Here is a 17,005-nt window from a genome sequence, read left to right as displayed (position 1 = left end):
GGGTGTACGTTTCCTTTGTTTATTCTGAGGATTCGAGCGTTGGGTAAGTGGAAGGGGCGACGGAGAACGTCAGACCGCCTGGGCTTCGGAGCGGTTCGGCGGCCGCCATTTGAGCAGGGAGCGTTCGAGCAGGCCGATGAGGTATTCAGCGCCGAGCGTGACGATGGCAATGATCACCATGCAGGCGAAGACCGTGTTGGGGTCGAAGGTCCCCTGTGCCTGGCTGATGATCAGGCCGATTCCCTGCTGGGCGCCGAGTACTTCGGCAACGAGCGCGCCGATGATCGCGAAGCCGAACGCCGTGTGCAGGCTGGCGATGATCCATGTCATGGCGGATGGAATTGTCACGTGGATCGCGACCTGAAGGGGCGAAGCACCCAACACACGCACGTTCCCGACCAGGTTCTGATCCACCTCACGGACACCCTGGAAGGCGTTGAAGAAGACTACGAAGAAGACCAGTACCGCCGCGAGCAGGACCTTCGGGAAGACTCCGAGGCCGAACGCCACGATGAAGATGGAACCGAGCACGATTCGGGGGATTGAATTCACTATCCGGATGTACGGGCCGACGACTTCTGACAGGTACCTGTTGGAGCCCAGGAGGATCCCGAGTATGACGCCGACGGCCGTGCCGAGCGCGAAACCGTAGATCGCTTCCTGCACTGTGATCCAGAGGTTCTCCCAGATGGTGCCGAATGCCGTTCCCTGCGTGAAGAGATTGACCAGGCTGATCCAGATTTCAGTCGGCTGGCCGAAGAAGAACTTGTCGACCCAGCCGGCCGAGGTGAACCACTGCCAGCCACCGATCACGACCACCGCGAGGATGGCCCTGCCGATCCAGACCCACGACGTGCGGCGGGTCATGGCGCGCCGGGCGGAGACCTGAAGCTCGATCCCCTGCTCGTGGGCAGGTGCGCCGCTGCGGGTTGTCGTTGTTGTCATGCTGCTGCACCTGCCGACTGGTTGTAGGCCCGGGTGACTTCGTCTTTCAGGGACTCCCAGATCCGGCCCTGGAGCTCCAGGAAGCGCCCCTCGTGGCGGATTTGTTGGACATCGCCGCGCGGTCGCGGAAGATCGATGTCGAAGACATCTTTGATGGTGCCGGGGCTGCTGGTCATGATGACAACCTTGTCCGAGAGCGCCACCGCCTCGTCGAGGTCATGCGTGATGAACAGGACGGAGGGTCGCAGTTCCTCCCAGAGCTGCAGCAGCTCGTTCTGCATGATGGCCTTGGTCTGCACGTCGAGGGCGCCAAACGGCTCATCCATCAACAGAATTCTTGGGTTGTTGATGAGCGCCGCCGCCATGGCGACACGTTTGCGCATGCCGCCGGACAGCTGGTGCGGATAGCGGTCCTCGAAGCCGGCCAGACCGACGCGCCGTAGCCAGTCCATGGCGAGCACGGTGGCTTCGCGTTTGGGCGTGCCGAGTAGGACCGGGCCGATCAAAACGTTGCCGAGGACGCTCTTCCAGGGGAAGAGCGCATCAGCCTGGAACATGTAACTGACGCCCCTGGTGATGCCGTCAACGATCTGATCGTGGACACTGACCGAGCCGGCGCTTGGCCGTTCCAGGCCGGAGACCTGGGCCAGCGTCGTTGATTTGCCGCAACCTGTTGGTCCGACGATCGCGCAGAACTGACCGGGTTCGACCTTAAGCGTGACGTCACGGATGGCCGTGAATGTCTCGCCCTTGGGCGTGAGGTACCGTTTGGTCAGCCCGACGATGTCGATACCTGCCGCATCCTCGGCCCTCTCGGGGAACGCGGGGGGCCGCTTGGAATTATTAGCATCCATTGTGCTAAGACCTCTTTGTCTTTCGGTTCGTATGACCAGTGGTTGGCAGACATCCCGCTGAACGGTGTCCGGGGAACTTATGCAGTCGGGTGGCTTTTTCGGTCCAGCGGGGGCGTGAACTGCGGTGTTTGTGGTTCCTAAGTCGCCGGGATGATTGCGACTTCAGACGCGCCTTATGCCGCCGGGTCGAGGACGTCGAGTCCGGCTGATACTTCCCTTGTCGTTCTGATACCGCTGCCATTTCCCTCCGTTTTGAGTCCCGTGTGATGTCAATCACGGAATGTATGTGAAGCTTAGAAAATGATTGTTTGTGGCAGAAGGCTTCAGTAAGTTGTGTGCTTTTCGAGCAAAGGTGCATGTTTTGTGCAATTTCTGCGACAGCGTGAACGCGCACCCTGGGTGCGGTTTCCGGTGAGGGCCGCGTCATTGACACAGCGCCTCCGGGCCGGAGGTCATTCGTCGACCCTGACAACCCAGATCCTCCGGGCCTCGCTCTCACTGTTGCTTCTCACAGTCGTCCTGGGCGGGTTTCTGTTCACGCTGATCAGCAACCAGACCCTGGACCGGCAGTATCAGCTGCGTGCCCTGGGTATTGCGACCACTTCCGCGCAGATGCCGGAGATCCGCTCCGCACTGGCGGCCGGGGATCCCAAGCACGTTATCGACGGGCTGGCCAGCAAGATCGCGGCCGCCGCCCAGCCGGCCTATGTCGTGGTCACCGACCGCGACGGGGTCCGGTTTTCCCACCCGGACCCGGCTCTGATCGGCCAGAAGCTGGAGGAACCCGTGGCCGTGCTGGACGGCGAAACCCAGATGGGCTTCGACCAGGGCAGCCTGGGCATGTCCGCCAACGCCAAGGCCCCGATCTTTGGGGCGGACGGCTCGGTAATAGGCCAGGTGTCGGTGGGCATTGAGGACACCCAGGTCCTGGACAACCAGGTGCAGAACATTTGGCTGATTGTAGGCTTCTCGGCCCTGGTACTGGCCCTGGGCGTGGGAGGTTCGCTGTTGCTCTCCCGTCGGATCAAGCGTGTCACCTTCGACCTGGAGCCGGCCGAAATCGCCTCTTTGCTCCAGGAGCGTGAGGCACTGCTGCACGGGATCCGGGAGGCTGTCGTCGGTCTTGACGACGCCGGGAGGGTGACCGTCATCAACGGGGAGGCCCGGCGGCTGCTCCAGATCGACGGTGCGGTGCTGGGGAAACCGGTGACGGAGCTGATTCCGGATGGGCGGCTTCGGGACCTCCTTACGGGCAAGCTCGCCGGCGCCGACCAAGTGGCGCTGACGGAGGAATCCTTGCTCGTGGTCAACCGCATGCCGGTTTCGACCGCGGGACGGAGCATCGGTTCCGTCGTCACGTTGCGGGACCGCACTGAGATCGAGAGCCTAGTCCGGGACCTGCACTCCATCCAGGGCCTAATGGAGGCAATGCGTGCCCTGGAGCACGAATACGCCAACCGGCTGCACATCGTCGACGGCCTGCTGGAGATGGGGGAGGTGGACCAGGCCAGGAGCTACGTCTCGCAAATATCCTCCATGTCCAGGTCGCTAGGTGAAGGGCTGCGCTCCAGGATCGCACCGCCAGAGCTGGCCGCCCTGCTGCTGGCGAAGATTACCGTAGCCGCCGAACAGGATGTGCAAATCGAGGTGACCGCTGGGTCCCGGCTCGAACGCCCCCAGGTTGACCAGGCGGAACTGCTGACCATCGTCGGCAACCTGCTGGACAACGCAGTGGACGCGCTGGCCAACAGGCCCCGCCCACGGACGGTGACGGTACAGTTTGACGACGCCGACGGCGTTTTCATCGCCGTCCGCGACAACGGCCCTGGCGTCCCGGCGGACAAGATCGACCAGGTGGTGGTGGACGGCTACTCCACCAAGGACCCGCGACCAGGCATGCGCCGCGGAATCGGGCTGGCCCTGGTCAGGAGAATTGTCCACCGGGCCGGGGGAACCCTCGACGTATTCCCCGGGCCCGGAGGCAACTTTGAAGTGTGGTTGCCGGTAACCCCGCGCAGGACGGACAAGGACAGGAGCGCAGATTGATCAAGACATTGGTCGTTGACGACGATTTCAGGGTCGCCGGAATACACGCAGCCCGCGTGGCCAGGGTTGAGGGCTTCGAGTGCGTGGGCCAGGTGTACAGTGCGGCAGCCGCGCGGGAGGCAATCGAGAGTCTAAACCCGGACCTGCTCCTGCTGGACGTGCACCTTCCGGACGAAGACGGCATCTCCCTGCTGCGCTCCCTTCAGGCCGCCGGAACCCCCGTTGATTGCATCATCATCACCGCAGCCCGGGACCTGGCCACCGTCAAGTCAGCCATGAACAGCGGCGCAGTCTATTACCTCGTCAAACCCTTCAGCTTCGACCGGCTCCGCACCCAGCTGGAGGCATATCAGAAGTGGCGGCAGGAGCTGGAATCCGCATCAACCGCCAACCAGGCAACTGTCGACAGCCTCTACAACGCCCGCTCGGCCGGGGGCAGGCCCGCGGCCCCGGCGCCGCGGCTGCAGCCCACCATGCAGAAAGCGCTCGACGCCGTCCGCGCCGCCGGCCGCCCCGTCAGCGCTGCAGAGATCGCCCACCAGCTAGGTGTCAGCCGCCCGACGGCCCAGCGTTACCTCAGCGCACTCGAACGCAAGGGCCTTCTCAGCCTGGACCTCACCTACGGCACCACCGGCCGGCCGCTGAACTCCTACACTGCCCCGTAACCCTGGTGGCGCATCCTTTGCACCCGTGCAGGAAGCCCCGGCTCCCCCGTTCAGGGGGCGGGACCGTTCCTGATCCCGGATGGCCGTCGCGGGCCAGCGGCTGGCCAGAATGATGCGGCGGCTCGCTCCCGCGGCCCGCCCTTGAAAGGATCGGAACGTTTACTGTGGCATGGAGGACCCCGGACCGGCGGAGGTCATTCCTTCTGGCCGCTGCGACGGCACCGGCCGCCAGGACGACCGACTGTGAAATGTAGGTCAATTTGGAAGAACTTCCAAAAAGGAATCGCCGGGATCGCGCGGAGGCATGTGCCTGCGAACCGGGTCAGGGGAAAGCACGACGGTGCACGTCCTCGCCGACGAGAACTCCCGGGCAGGAAACACGGGCTGAAGCTCCCCCGGTAGTTGCAACACCTGAAGCGTCCACGAAGCGATTGCTGCAGCGGTAGCCAGGCCCACGGCATCGGTGACACAGAGTCCGTCAGCAACGCCGAGCGCCCCGACGTCGTCATCGCCGGTTGCAGTGTCCACGGAGCAAGCTTCCAGTACCGAGGCGTTCAACGCGGCCCCGCTGATCTTCATTATCGGCGGGGCGCTCCTGGCGGCGGCCCTGGTCTGGTGCGTCCGCCCGGTCCGCGCCGTGCTCGCACGGGTCGTGTCCCGGAAAGGCCTCTCCAAGTCAGATGGGAGACCGGCCGTCCTGCACTGGGCGGCCGGTCTTCCTCATGTCACACCAGTTCCGGTCAGGACTCCTCGGTGAGGTCCACGACGTCGGCCCCGCATTCTTCTTCACGGACTCAATGCCGTGCAGCGCGCTGGCCTTCGTCTTGTAGCTCTCCGAAGACGCGATCGTCTCGCCGTTGCCGGCTTTGAGCCGGAATCGGAAGCCGCCTAACTTGTCCTTGTAGACCCCCAACGCTGCTGGAACCAATTACCCGTCGCGGTCTGCGGAGGGACTTCGCGAGCCCGGCCTATCCAGTGGACACATTTGGGCGTAAAAAGATGTTCATGGGTGCCCTGGCTGCTTGGTGGCGGACGCGTTTTCGTCTGATCGGCGCCGCGGCATTCTCCGCGGCTTTGGTTATCGCAGTGAGCGGTTGCGTGGAGGACTCTCCCGGGGCGGCCCCTTCCGGGCCGGCTCCGCCGAGCGCCGCCGCGACGCAGGCAGCCACGGATTCTCTGGAACGCAGGGTCCAGCACTTCATGGACGGCGGGGCGACGGCCTTTGTTGTGCAGCTGCGATGGCCTGGCGGGGAATGGTCCAAGGCCTACGGCGTGCGAAACCTGGACACCAAGGACCCTGCCCGGCCCCAGGACCGGGTATCGGTAGCCAGCATCACGAAGTCGATGATCGCCGTCTCCGTCTTGAAACTCGTCGACCAGGAGCTCATTGGGCTCGATGACCCCGTCAACGGCGTCCTGGAGAGTTTCCGAACCACGCTGCGTCCGCCCGGACCGATCACCGTCCGCCAGCTGCTGAACCACAACTCAGGCATGCCCGATTACGTGGATTCCGAATACGCAGCGGGACCACTGCACCAGGTTGCGAACACACGGCTCAGCCTGCAGCGAGGACTCGAACTGGCCGCCACGCTCCCCTGGGAGTCCAAGAATGTGGACCGCTTTGCGTATTCGAGCTCCAATTACCTGGCCCTTGGCCAGCTGATCGAAAAGCTGCGCGGACGGCCCGTCGCCGACGTGCTTAATCAGGACATCTTTGCACCTCTGGGACTTCAGCACACGTCGCTGGCCGAACCGGACCGCGGGGCTCCGGACAGCATCCACGCCTACATCCTTGATGGCAGCGAACGGGTCGATGTCACCCAGCCCGAGTTCTGGGTCGGCTCCCCCGCAGGCGGCGTCACCTCCACCACGCAGGACATAAACACCTTCTACCGGACCCTCCTCCGCGGCGAGCTGCTTTCCCCCGCGATGCTGGCGGAAATGAAAAAGAAGACCGGCTTCGCGGAATACGGGCTCGGTCTAATGCGGTTTCCTGACGCATGTTCCGGCGGCCTCCGCTACGGTCATCCAGGGGGCGGCTTTGGCAACATTAGTATCTCCATTACGAGCGCCGACGGCGGCAGCCAGGTCACGATGGCCATGGCAGTTCCGCCGCTGCCTTGGCAGGACCCTGCAACCGCACGCCGCATCGACCTGCTCGGCACGCAGATGGAACAGGCTGCCCAGGAAGCCCTCGACCGCCTCTGCCACTGAACTTATTGCAGAGCCGGGGGGTGGAGGGTGGTGCTGTCCCATCTGAGGCGCGATCCACGCAAACCGCGCACCCTACCCAGCCAACGTCATTTTAAGTCCTGTCCCTTGTCGTCTCCAGCAAAACTCCCAATAGCACCGCACCCCGTAAAAAGTGCCGACCCGCCGCCGGCCTTCACAACGCAGGACACCTTGCTCGGGAGGAGCGCCCCGTAATGAGCGACATGCTCGAATTAAGGTCGAGCCGCCGCGACTGGGCGGCAGACAGCCACGTCGCAGGGTGCCGACGGTGAGCGAACTCGCCCTGTACGCACACATGGGGTGCATGGAACCTCTCCGCACCATCACGACCTCCGAAGAGCTCGCCGCACTGCGTATCGACTCGATCATCTGCCCACCGCGCATCCCCTGCTCTGCGCTGCGCAAGGCCTGGGCCGGGGTTGTGCCCAACGAAGGCCGCAGCGACGTACGGGTGTTGTCGGACTCCGCCGCGGCCGCGCCTGCGCCGTTGAAGCCGAGCTCCTGGAGGTCCATCATCCCGACCCGCCGTCCGGTGACCAAGGCCCACACGACCCTGGGCCACGCCCGACCGGAGGTTCAGGGATGCCTCAGCTACCCGACGAAATCATCCGCCGCACCCGTGAGGTCTGATCCAGGCTCTGGCCGACGAGCTCGGCTCGACGGGGATGACGACAGGATCCACGACGCCTACGAACAGGTCATCGACGAGCTGTCCTTCGCTTCGTTTGACCCCGACGCCGCACACGGACCGCCGAGACAGCGTCCCTCGTAGCATCCGGACCCGACGGTCAGATCACGGCCGCCATCATCACCGAACGTGACGGCGTAGCGGTCATCGATGAACTTCTCACCCACCCGGATTACCGCCGCCAAGGCCTGCCCGAAGAACTTCTCCCACACTGCATGAACGTCCTGCACACCCCGGGCCGCACCACGGTAACCGTCACGGTTGAGGAGAGCAATTGAGCGGCGCTGGCCCTGTATGTCTCCAGGGCATTCCGTCGCGTCGCCGCCGGTGACACCGACTACGACTGAAAACCCGCCCGGTACGGACGCGGCACTACAAACTGACAAACGGACACCCCCACGGCCCGGGCCCTTAGAGCACATTCCCCTGATCTGAGCAGACTTTGGGGCCCCGGCCGTGCAGCCTCCCAACCCGAGGATTCTGACGTTGACCAGGCCGGCTGTCGCCGGGCGAGGCGGTCACATGGTGGGCTGGCCTGACATGACGCTTATCAGGGCGGAGGCTTTGATGCTGACCAGGACCACCGCGAGCAGGACCATGCCGATTGTGGCCCACACAGGCGCAAGCCCGCGCCGGGGCGCGGTTTCGTGGACGATCACGGAGCGGCCGATGACGTAAAGTTCCCGGCTGAGGATGACCCAGGCCCAGTGGAACGGGCGGACAACACCGTCCCGGCGCAGTTTTTGCCAGTCCAGGTACGCCATCAGGGCCGAGACGGCGTAGATGAGGAAACCACTGCCAAGCATCAGGAAGTACGGCAGGGTGAAGATCGCAGCCGGGTCCGCCGCTTGCACGCGCCGGAGACCTGTCGTCCGGAGCCGGAGGACGGGGTTCCAGAACATCAGGATGATTAGCGGAATGATCGGCAGTGCCACGATCATCCAGATGAAAAGGTTGTAGACGGGGGTGTTCGCGCTGATTTCCGGCCGTCCAGACCGGACAGGTTCTGCCGGCGCGTTCAGGTGCCCGGTCCAGGCGGCGCCGTCCCACCACCGGAGCCTGCCGGAACCGGCAGCATCCGGATACCAGCCCGGTGCAGGCAGGTGGCCGGACCCGTCATGGTCCTGCACCTGATGGCCCGGCGCCTGGTAGCCGGGCACATAAGTGCCGGGCGCTTGGTTGGGGTGCTCTTGGTGGCCGGGCACATCAGTGCGGGGGGCTTGATTTCCGGGTGCGTGGTTGCCAAGCGGAGCAGTCATGGTTTTTCTTTCTGAAAGTCGGGTTCAGTTCGGGGGTGGCGGCTACCGGCCGGGCGCTTGGGAGCCTCGCTGCTGGGGCAGGTGGTCAGGCCTTGGGTGCCGTTCCGAGGGTGACGTCGAGTTGCTGTTCCTTGCCGCCGCGGAGCAGGGTGATCTTCACGTCGGCCCCTGCAGGGTGTTCCCGCACGGCGGCGGTCAGTTCTTGGTCGTCCTGGACGGCGCGGCCATCGATGGCGCTGATGACATCACCGGTGCGGATGCCGGCTTTCTCGGCAGCCGATCCGGCGGTGACACCGGTTACCTCGGCACCGACAGTGAACTGCGACCCGATCCCGGCCGGCTTGGGCGCCACGCTCACGCCCAGCTGGCCGTGGGTCGCGGACCCGCCGGCGATAATTTCCTGGGAAACGCGTTTAACATCATTGACCGGGATCGAGAACCCGACGCCGATGCTCCCGGACTGAGCACCGGCCGCCGTGGCCCCGGCCGAGGCGATGGCGACGTTGATGCCGATGACCTCCCCGGCGGCGTTAAGCAGCGGCCCACCGGAGTTCCCCGGATTAATCGGCGCGTCCGTCTGCAGAACATCAATGCTGATGTCCGACGGGCCCGCCGCAGTGTTGCTCTGCGAGCCGTTCGGCGGGGCATAGCGGAACCGGCGCCCATTGCTCCCGCTACCGTTACTCCCGGACTGGCCGCTCGGGTCAGGCACGGCGGAGGAGGCGATGCTGATGGTCCGGCTCAATGCGGACACGATCCCGTCCGTGACGGTACCCTGCAGCCCCAGCGGCGCGCCGATGGCGATGGCCGTGGCACCGACGTTGACCTTCGAAGAGTCCCCCAGGGCCGCGGGCACCAGGCCCGGTGCGTCGATCTTGATCACGGCCAGGTCCGACAGGGGGTCAGTTCCCACGACCGTGCCCTGATAGACCTTCCCGTCGTTCGTGCGCACCTCGATCGTCGCGGTGGCGGACTGCCCGTCCAGGGTCACGACGTGGGTGTTAGTCAGGATGTGGCCCTGCCCGTCCAGGATGATCCCGGACCCGGTCCCCCCGGTGCTGCCGGCAGCGGCCGAAATCGTCACCACACTGGCAGAGGCTTTCTTCGCCGCGTCAGCGACGGCCGCTGCGCTCTCAGTACTGTTCACAGCGACCTGAGCCGGAACCGACGCGCCGGACACGGCAGGCGCTACCGCAGGTGACTCCAGCAGCGCGCCCGTACCGGCCGCCGCGGCACCGCCGAGGAGCCCGGCGGTCAGCACGGCACCGACGAGGGCCGGTACGCCAAAGGTCTTCCTGCCCGGACCCTGGGCCGGGCCGCGCCCGGCATCAAAGGACCCTCCCGGACCTGCGCCTTTCGCCCACGCCGGGTACCCGGTCCCGGGCGGCGGAGCGGGGGCTTCCGGCCCGAACGGGGCGGCAGACGGGGACGATGTCCCTGGCCGCTGCGTCACGGGGCCCGAGGCGCCCGCATCGCCGTCGCTTTCAAACATGGGATGTCCCTTCATCGTTGTTGCCCTCATTCTCGGATCACCGGTTGTGAATTACATGGACGGTTCCTGTGCGTCGACTGTGCGGGTGCCCGAACCGGAACAGGGCTCCCCGCAGCGGAAATGATCCGGCCTCCGGACAGGGTCCCGCCATCCTGGGTTCAGGGAACCCAGTGGCGGGCATCGGCCCCTGGTGCGCGCCGGCAGCCAGTTCTGGGCAGTCGATGGCAGAACTACCCCCTGAGTTGGTTGTTCATTCCCGCGTCGCCGGCTGTTTGCCTTGCCATGGCTGGCCGCCCAGCCCGCTGCCCTACGTTGGCCGGGACCTGCCCATTCTCCCGACCGAAGGACGATTCCGTGTCAGTCACACCGAACAAGCTCACCCGCACCTCCCTGGTGATGATGGGGGCCGCGGTCACCGCCGCAGCCATGGCCTCCGCAGCCCTGCCTGCTTCGGCCACGGATAATAACCATGAGGCTCCGGCCGCCCCGGCCGGCTACACCGTCAAGATCTTCTCCCCCGTGGGCACCGAGTCGGCCCCGGATGACATCACCCGGCTCGGCGATTCGATCTACGTCTCTTACCAGAACGGGGTAGGCCCCCTCGGCGAGACCTCCGCAGCCGGTGCGGCCGCCAGCACCATCCAGCAGTACAGCCTCACCGGAACCCCCGGAAAGTCCTGGCAGGTCACCGGCAAGGTCGACGGCCTGACCGCCGACCCGGCCCACGACCGTCTCCTCCTGACCGCCAACGAAGACGGCAACTCCCGCTTCTCCACCCTCACCCCTGACCAGGCGAAGCCGCTGACCAACTACACCTACTCCGGCCTGACCCATGGCGGCGGCACCGACGCCGTCTCCGTCAACCACGGCACCATCCTCGTCAGCGCCTCCGCCCCCTCCGGCGCCACCGGCCCCGCCGCCTACTCCGTAGACCTCGATGGCACCACCGCAAAACTCACCCCGATCTTCGGCATCAACGCCGCCGCGACCGCCGCCAACGACCCCCACGCCGGACAGCCGACCAGCCTGGCCCTGACCGAGCCGGACTCCAACACCGTGGTCCCCGCCTCAGCCCCACGGTTCAAGAACACCTTCATGCTCGACGCCCAGGCCGACCAGCAACTGATCTTCGCCTCCAACCCCGGCACCGCCCACCAGAGCCTCCAGGCCCTGGCCGTAGCCCAACCCCTGGATGACACCGTCTTCGCCGCCCGCTCCGGCCAGACCCTGCTGATCACGGACCCGAAAGACAATAAGGTCTACTCCGTTACGGGCCCGTTCACCGCCGGCGAGGCAGTCTCGGCCGTGGTCCCCGACGCCGCCCCGTCTTCCCTCGCCGCCCTGGATCTGGGCACCGGCGCCCTCACCCCGATCAAGGAACTCGCCGCCATCCACCCCAAAGGCCTGACATTCACCGCCACTGACGGAGAAAAGCCCGACGCCCACGAGGACGGCAAGTAGCACCGCACCTACGCAAGCAGCACCCACAGACGAAATGGCCGGACCCCCGTCGGGTCCGGCCATTTTCGTCTGCCCGGAATGCGGACCCCGCGTCGGGGACGCCGTGGGTGAAGTGCCTCGATAAGTGTCCTCGCTCACTTCCGCTGAGTGCGGCCGATCATGTGGTGTCAGTGGTCGTCGACCACACGCCAAACCACTGTTCAGCGCCATACTCCTCAAAACGGTCCACCTCGGTGTAACCCAGCTTCGCCGCGACGCGCTTTGACTGTTTGTTGGCTGTCTGAGAACAGAGGACCACCGGTTCGCCCGGGAGCGCGCTGGCGAACCATCGGAGTGCCGCGGCACACGCTTCGGTGGCAAATCCGCGTCCCCACGCGGACGGCAGGAACATGTAACCAAGCTCAGCCTCACCGGCCTCCCGACGGACGTGGCCCGGGCGCTCGGAGTCGCGCCGGTCCAACGTGACCATGCCGATCATCGTTCCGTCCAGTTCGACCACGAAGAAGCCGGCACGTCGTCCGGGCGTCTCCGGCACCGTGCGTTCGAGTTCCTCGCGTGGCTGAGCGCCGCACACGTAGGTGCCGACGTCCGGGGAACTGAATAGCTTGACGAGACATGCGCGGTCACTGGCCTCGGACTCCCGGAGCACGAGGCGCTGGGTCTTGATCGGGAGTGGTGGCCACGCGACTGGTCCGAGATGTGCCATGCGCCTCATGCTAACCGGGCAGAGCAACCGCCGCGCTCCCGACGCACTCACAGTCCGGGTCTGTCCAACGCTCGCAGCTTCCAGATCAAACTCGGGACGACTTTCCCTAATTGAGGGCGCCCGTAAGCCGGTCCCCCCCACCGCGACACCCTCGAGCCGCTCCCAGGCCGCGAAAAATCCCATACAGATGCTGGGATGTGACTTTCGGGATGTAGACGGACACGCCACTTGGTCCCGCGGGCCATCGCTGTTCCTGCAGTTCCGCGGCAGCATCCTTGCCGACGCGCTTGGCCGTGGACAATCCAGATGGTCCCATGCACTTCAGCCGGTGCTCCGGAAGATTCGGGCATGAGCTCCAGGACCTGGCTCCCGCCCTTCGTGAGGGTGCGGAATCTACGTTAGATGAAATAAGCTGCCACCATCGGGCCGGACTTCGCAATGTTGGAGAAGGTATCCGCAACCTCGCCTTGGGACAAACGCGTCCGTCTATCTGAGGATTTCACCGAGCCGAAGAAGGGCTCCAAGAGGATCAGATGTGGGGTTGGATGCTGGGAACAGAGCGGTGGAGAAGCTTGAAGGTGCGCCAGTTTTCTTCGACTGCTATCAGGCTGCGCCTCGTCCTCTCGGGGTCTACAGCCGCAAGCGTCGCCACTATGCCCTGTTGGACAGCCATGGCGGCTGTCAGGGACGGGAAAAAGGAAGTTCCTTCAGCGGGGGTGATGACTATCTCGTCGGCGGACTGTTCGAGCACAGGCGATATGTTGTCGGCCAGGACCACGACTTTCGCTCCTCGCGAGTGGGCTTGGGCTGCGGCAATTACGGCGAGATCGTAGAGCCGCCAGTATGAACAAACAATGAGAACATCCCGCGACGTTATTTGCGAGATGTGATTGGCCACAGACGCCGGTCGATCGAGGAGTTCCCGCACGGGGTAGCCCGCGATCTGAATATTGTGGACAAGTGCATGTCCGACGGCCGAAAAACTTCCCTGAGCTGTGACATAAATACTTTCCGCCTCTGCGATGAGTTGAGCGATCCGCACTATCCGACCCTCGTCTGACTTCCTTAGGGACACGGCCAGAGAGTCGGCATCCTGGCGCAGCGAGGTCTGAAAGGGAGATCCACCGACCACGTGAGCGTCGGACACCTCCAACACCGACAGGTGGGCGATATGTCGCGCACGCAGGTCCCGTTGAAAATCCGGCCAACCACCGTAACCGAAGCGCTGCGCGGCCCGCGTCACGCTAGACACGCTCGTCTGAGCCAAATTAGCCAACTCCGCTGCGGGCATGAAGCTGGCTTTGGCCGGCTCCCGGACGATGAGGTTGAAAAGTTGCTGGGCGCTGGTCCCCAAGCCTTTCGCTGGCAGCAGCGACCGCAACCAGTCTTCCACCGAGTCCTGATCCTCATCATCCGGCGTGTGCGACATATTGCTAGTCAATGTCCGCGCCCCTCCTTCTGCAAAGAAACTTGCAATCGACTATTGCCTGCACTTAGCTTTGCACATTAGTGTGACCTTCACCACCTACACAGGCACTGCATCATCACACTAGCTCTGAAGGAGACCCGAGTGTCACTGACCGCAAGGCTCGACCGGCTGCCACTGAGCAAGCCGCATTACTTATTGCTTCTTATTGGGGGCCTCGGCTACACCTTCGACGGAATGGACGCCGCAGTAGTTGCTTTTCTCATGCCGGCGGTCAAAGGCTTCTTCGCTTTGAGCAACAGCCAACTCGGCCTGGTGGCCTCGGCCGCACCCTTCGGTTTCCTCTTTGGAGCCGCCTTTGCCGGTGTTCTCGGAGACAGGATAGGACGAAAAAAGGTCATGATGCTGGCGTTGGCGGTCTACGCCGTCGCCTCGTTGGTCGCCGCCGTTTCCTGGAACTTCGAAATCTTCCTCATTGCGCGCGTTATTGCAGGGGCCGGGGCCGGCGCAGAGAGCGCAATCATTGCACCGTTCCTCTCGGAATTCGTCCCCAGCAGCCGTCGAGGTTGGTTCGTCGGGGCCTTGGCCGGGTTTTTCTCCTTTGGATTCGTTAGTGCGGCCCTCATCGGCTTGACAGTTGTGCCCCTCCCGGAAGGCTGGCGATGGGCCCAGGTCATCACCTTCCTGCCCATCCTGCTACTTCTGTGGTGGCGACGGTCGCTACCGGAGTCGCCGCGGTTCCTCATTAACGTAGGCAAGGACGCCGAGGCGGAGCGCGTCGTACTGAATTTCGAAAAGCGCGTGCAGAGAGCCACGGGCGCGGACCTGCCTCCGGTCGATCCTGACCACGCAGAAGAGCCAGAGCCGGTGAAGTTTTCCCTGGGCAAGGCTCTTAGGTTCCTGTGGGGCCCGAGAATGTGGCGGATCACGGTGGTTACGTGGCTGATTTGGTTTGTAATCACCTTCTCTTATTACGGTTTCTTCTCGTGGATCCCCACGCTGCTGGTAAGCAAGGGTCTGACCGTTACCACCAGTTTTACGTTCTCGCTCTATATCTACTTGGCCCAGATTCCCGGATATTTCAGTGCCGCCTGGCTGAACGAGAAGTTGGACCGCAAGAACACTATTGCTATTTACCTCGTCGGCTCAGCCATCAGCGCTTACTGGCTGAGCACCATGACGGACCCGGTCTGGATAACCGTGTCGGGCATGTTCTTGTCCTTCTTCCTTAACGGCACCTATGCAGGTCTCTACGCCTACACGCCGGAAGTCTTCCCAACGTGGCTGCGCGCGACCGGCGTCGGACTCAGCTCCTCCTTCGGTCGAATCGGATCGATAACGGCACCCTTAATCATCGGCTTCTTCGCCACCCAATGGGGTTTCGCCGGAGTCTTCGGCATGACCACGGCGGTCCTGGCCGTCGGCGTCGTCTGCACTCTATTGTTCGCCGTCCGAACTGCCGGACGCTCCCTAGAAGACATCACAATCACGGAAACGGCTATGGAACCCGTGGGAGCCCGCAATGAATGAGTATGAAATCGCTTCCCTCGAATCCCTTTATAAAGTGGTGCAGGAGCAACTGGGCGTAAGGCTGTTCACTGTTCTCGTGTTCAGAGACGACGGTGCGGTGATGGAGCGGATCTTCTCTTCCCATCCGGCTGAATACCCTCCGGGAGGACGTAAGGTCGTTGCTCAAGACGTCGCCCCTGACTGGCTGGCGGCCTGCCTGACAGAGCAAGTGCCGTTTTTCGGGCGGACGCCCGAAGATGTGGACCGGATCTTCAAGGACTCGGAGTTGATTCGCAGTCTCGGTTGCGGCTCCATCATCAACGCGCCCATTGTCGACCGGGGTACCACGGTCGCGGCACTGAACATACTCGATGCGACGGGCACCTATACGGACGACGACGTCGCTACCGCCGTCGAAATAGCACGCCGCAGCAAGAACATGATCCTGGAGGCGATCAAGGAAAAATGACTGAACGTAACTTGCTTATCAAAAATGCCACTTACCTCGACGTAATTGAAGGTGTCTACCGGAAAGGCGACCTAAGAGTAAGTGAAGGCGTAATCTCCGAAATAGGCGAAAGCCTCACCAGCGACGGGGCTGCCCAGGAATTGGACGCCAATCAGAGGTTTGTCCTGCCCGGACTCATCGACTGCCACGTGCACGTGACGGCAGCTACGGCAGATCTTGGCCAGCTCGGGGAGTGGTCACCAAACTATGCCGCTCTCAACACTGCCAAGATTATGGGAGCGATGCTGGACCGTGGGTTCACCACGGTACGGGATGCGGCGGGCGCGGACTTCGGCCTTCACGACGCGCAGGCCGACGGCCTACTTCGCGGGCCAAGGCTATTCTTCGGCGGAAAAGCGCTGTCTCAGACCGGCGGCCACGGTGATCCCCGTCCGCGCGGTCGCCACGCACACGACGGGCACTACTGCGCCCCCCACATTGGCAGGATCGCCGACGGCGTGGACGCTGTCCGTCTTGCCGTAAGGGACGAGTTGCGCAAAGGCGCGCACCACATCAAGATCATGGTTGGCGGCGGCGTAGCCTCACCGACCGACCGGATCGATTCCACCCAGTACTCGATTTCAGAAATCGAAGCGGCTGTGGAAGAAGCCGACGCCGCGAACCGGTACGTTACGGCCCATGCCTACACCGGTCGTGCCATCAACCGCGCTTTGCGTGCCGGCGTGCGGGGAATCGAACATGGGAACCTACTGGACGACGAATCCCTGGAATTGTTCAAAGAACACCAGGCGTTCCTGACGATGACCTTGGTGACCTACTGGGCTTTGGAGCGGGAAGGCCGGGATTTCGGGCTGTCCCAGGAGAACTGGGAGAAGGTCGCATCCGTGCTGGACGGCGGCTCCGAGGCCCTTGGCAAAGCTCACCAAGCAGGAGTCAACCTAGCCTACGGAACCGACCTTCTGGGCGGCATGCACCGCTATCAGGCGAAGGAGTTTGCTATCCGGGGCAAGATCATTCCGGCAATAGACGTCATACGCAGTGCGACTGTCAATGCGGCCGCTTTGCTCCAGCGCGAGGGTGACCTTGGCGTGATCGCGGCGGGCGCAGCCGGTGACTTCATCATCACGAAGGAAGACCCAATGAAGGACTTGGACATCCTGGCTGAAAGCCGGCTGGACTTTGTCATCCAGCAAGGGGAGATCGTCAGCTCACCTGGCGCCGACGACTGACTCGACGTCAAATGACCACAGAGA

16 protein-coding genes are annotated in these 17,005 nt (G+C 63.7%); 9 read left to right on the top strand and 7 right to left on the bottom strand.

Translation table 11 applies throughout. The features are described from left to right. Positions 1–69 precede the first annotated feature (69 nt). Together AC1DCZ_RS10295 and AC1DCZ_RS10290 are read right to left on the bottom strand one after the other, a co-directional pair. Positions 70–945 (bottom strand): ABC transporter permease, encoded by an 876-nt coding sequence (locus AC1DCZ_RS10295; protein ID WP_476974488.1) that lies wholly within the window; start codon positions 943–945, stop codon positions 70–72. Next, complete coding sequence (locus AC1DCZ_RS10290; RefSeq protein ID WP_476974487.1) at positions 942–1,799, bottom strand: ABC transporter ATP-binding protein; 858 nt, start codon at positions 1,797–1,799, stop codon at positions 942–944. Before AC1DCZ_RS10290 ends, AC1DCZ_RS10295 begins: the two co-directional genes overlap by 4 nt. A 426-nt stretch (positions 1,800–2,225) precedes the next feature. Between AC1DCZ_RS10290 and AC1DCZ_RS10285 the strand changes: the two genes are divergently transcribed. Both AC1DCZ_RS10285 and AC1DCZ_RS10280 read left to right on the top strand, forming a co-directional pair. Further along, entirely contained in the window at positions 2,226–3,845 is a 1,620-nt protein-coding gene (locus AC1DCZ_RS10285) for an ATP-binding protein (protein WP_476974486.1), read from the top strand. Beyond that, a complete protein-coding gene (locus AC1DCZ_RS10280; protein WP_476974485.1) occupies positions 3,842–4,510 on the top strand; it encodes a response regulator in 669 nt (222 codons plus the stop codon). Before AC1DCZ_RS10285 ends, AC1DCZ_RS10280 begins: the two co-directional genes overlap by 4 nt. A 676-nt stretch (positions 4,511–5,186) precedes the next feature. On the opposite strand, the gene AC1DCZ_RS10275 is transcribed toward AC1DCZ_RS10280, so the two are convergent. Beyond that, on the bottom strand, positions 5,187–5,423 hold the full coding sequence (locus tag AC1DCZ_RS10275) for a YegP family protein (RefSeq protein ID WP_476974484.1): 237 nt from the start codon (positions 5,421–5,423) through the stop codon (positions 5,187–5,189). A gap of 92 nt (positions 5,424–5,515) precedes the next feature. Here AC1DCZ_RS10275 and AC1DCZ_RS10270 point away from each other — a divergent pair, with 92 nt between their 5' ends. From AC1DCZ_RS10270 to AC1DCZ_RS10260, 3 genes are all read left to right on the top strand, one after another. Continuing rightward, positions 5,516–6,724 (top strand): serine hydrolase domain-containing protein, encoded by a 1,209-nt coding sequence (locus AC1DCZ_RS10270; RefSeq protein ID WP_476974483.1) that lies wholly within the window; start codon positions 5,516–5,518, stop codon positions 6,722–6,724. A 286-nt stretch (positions 6,725–7,010) separates the two neighbouring features. After that, the gene (locus tag AC1DCZ_RS10265; protein ID WP_476974482.1) at positions 7,011–7,514 is read left to right on the top strand and encodes a hypothetical protein; all 504 of its coding nucleotides are present in this window, start codon (positions 7,011–7,013) and stop codon (positions 7,512–7,514) included. A gap of 20 nt (positions 7,515–7,534) precedes the next feature. Continuing rightward, positions 7,535–7,708, top strand: coding sequence for a GNAT family N-acetyltransferase (locus AC1DCZ_RS10260; RefSeq protein WP_476974500.1), 174 nt, complete (start codon positions 7,535–7,537; stop codon positions 7,706–7,708). Positions 7,709–7,948: 240 nt separating this feature from the next. Here AC1DCZ_RS10260 and AC1DCZ_RS10255 read toward each other — a convergent pair whose 3' ends face one another. Next, positions 7,949–8,689, bottom strand: a complete 741-nt coding sequence (locus tag AC1DCZ_RS10255) for a DUF2510 domain-containing protein (RefSeq protein WP_476974481.1) — start codon at positions 8,687–8,689, stop codon at positions 7,949–7,951. Between the two features lie 85 nt (positions 8,690–8,774). Beyond that, positions 8,775–10,181 (bottom strand): S1C family serine protease, encoded by a 1,407-nt coding sequence (locus AC1DCZ_RS10250; protein ID WP_476974480.1) that lies wholly within the window; start codon positions 10,179–10,181, stop codon positions 8,775–8,777. Positions 10,182–10,535: 354 nt separating this feature from the next. On the opposite strand from AC1DCZ_RS10250, the gene AC1DCZ_RS10245 reads away from it, so the two are divergent. Beyond that, entirely contained in the window at positions 10,536–11,642 is a 1,107-nt protein-coding gene (locus AC1DCZ_RS10245) for a hypothetical protein (RefSeq protein WP_476974479.1), read from the top strand. A gap of 157 nt (positions 11,643–11,799) precedes the next feature. Here AC1DCZ_RS10245 and AC1DCZ_RS10240 read toward each other — a convergent pair whose 3' ends face one another. Both AC1DCZ_RS10240 and AC1DCZ_RS10235 read right to left on the bottom strand, forming a co-directional pair. Further along, positions 11,800–12,348: a GNAT family N-acetyltransferase gene (locus AC1DCZ_RS10240; RefSeq protein ID WP_476974478.1), complete on the bottom strand. Its 549-nt coding sequence runs from the start codon at positions 12,346–12,348 to the stop codon at positions 11,800–11,802. A 529-nt stretch (positions 12,349–12,877) separates the two neighbouring features. Then, entirely contained in the window at positions 12,878–13,789 is a 912-nt protein-coding gene (locus AC1DCZ_RS10235) for a MurR/RpiR family transcriptional regulator (RefSeq protein ID WP_476974477.1), read from the bottom strand. A 129-nt stretch (positions 13,790–13,918) separates the two neighbouring features. On the opposite strand from AC1DCZ_RS10235, the gene AC1DCZ_RS10230 reads away from it, so the two are divergent. From AC1DCZ_RS10230 to AC1DCZ_RS10220, 3 genes are read left to right on the top strand one after another with little or no spacing between them, the layout of a single operon-like run. Then, the gene (locus AC1DCZ_RS10230) at positions 13,919–15,304 is read left to right on the top strand and encodes an MFS transporter (RefSeq protein WP_476974476.1); all 1,386 of its coding nucleotides are present in this window, start codon (positions 13,919–13,921) and stop codon (positions 15,302–15,304) included. Next, entirely contained in the window at positions 15,297–15,752 is a 456-nt protein-coding gene (locus AC1DCZ_RS10225) for a GAF domain-containing protein (RefSeq protein WP_476974475.1), read from the top strand. Before AC1DCZ_RS10230 ends, AC1DCZ_RS10225 begins: the two co-directional genes overlap by 8 nt. After that, complete coding sequence (locus AC1DCZ_RS10220; protein WP_476974474.1) at positions 15,749–16,981, top strand: metal-dependent hydrolase family protein; 1,233 nt, start codon at positions 15,749–15,751, stop codon at positions 16,979–16,981. Before AC1DCZ_RS10225 ends, AC1DCZ_RS10220 begins: the two co-directional genes overlap by 4 nt. Positions 16,982–17,005: the final 24 nt, after the last annotated feature.

It is taken from the genome of Arthrobacter sp. 10N418 (assembly GCF_056394725.1).
The sequence above is the reverse complement of the archived record's forward strand: the minus strand, read 5'-3'. Positions and strand labels throughout refer to the sequence as shown.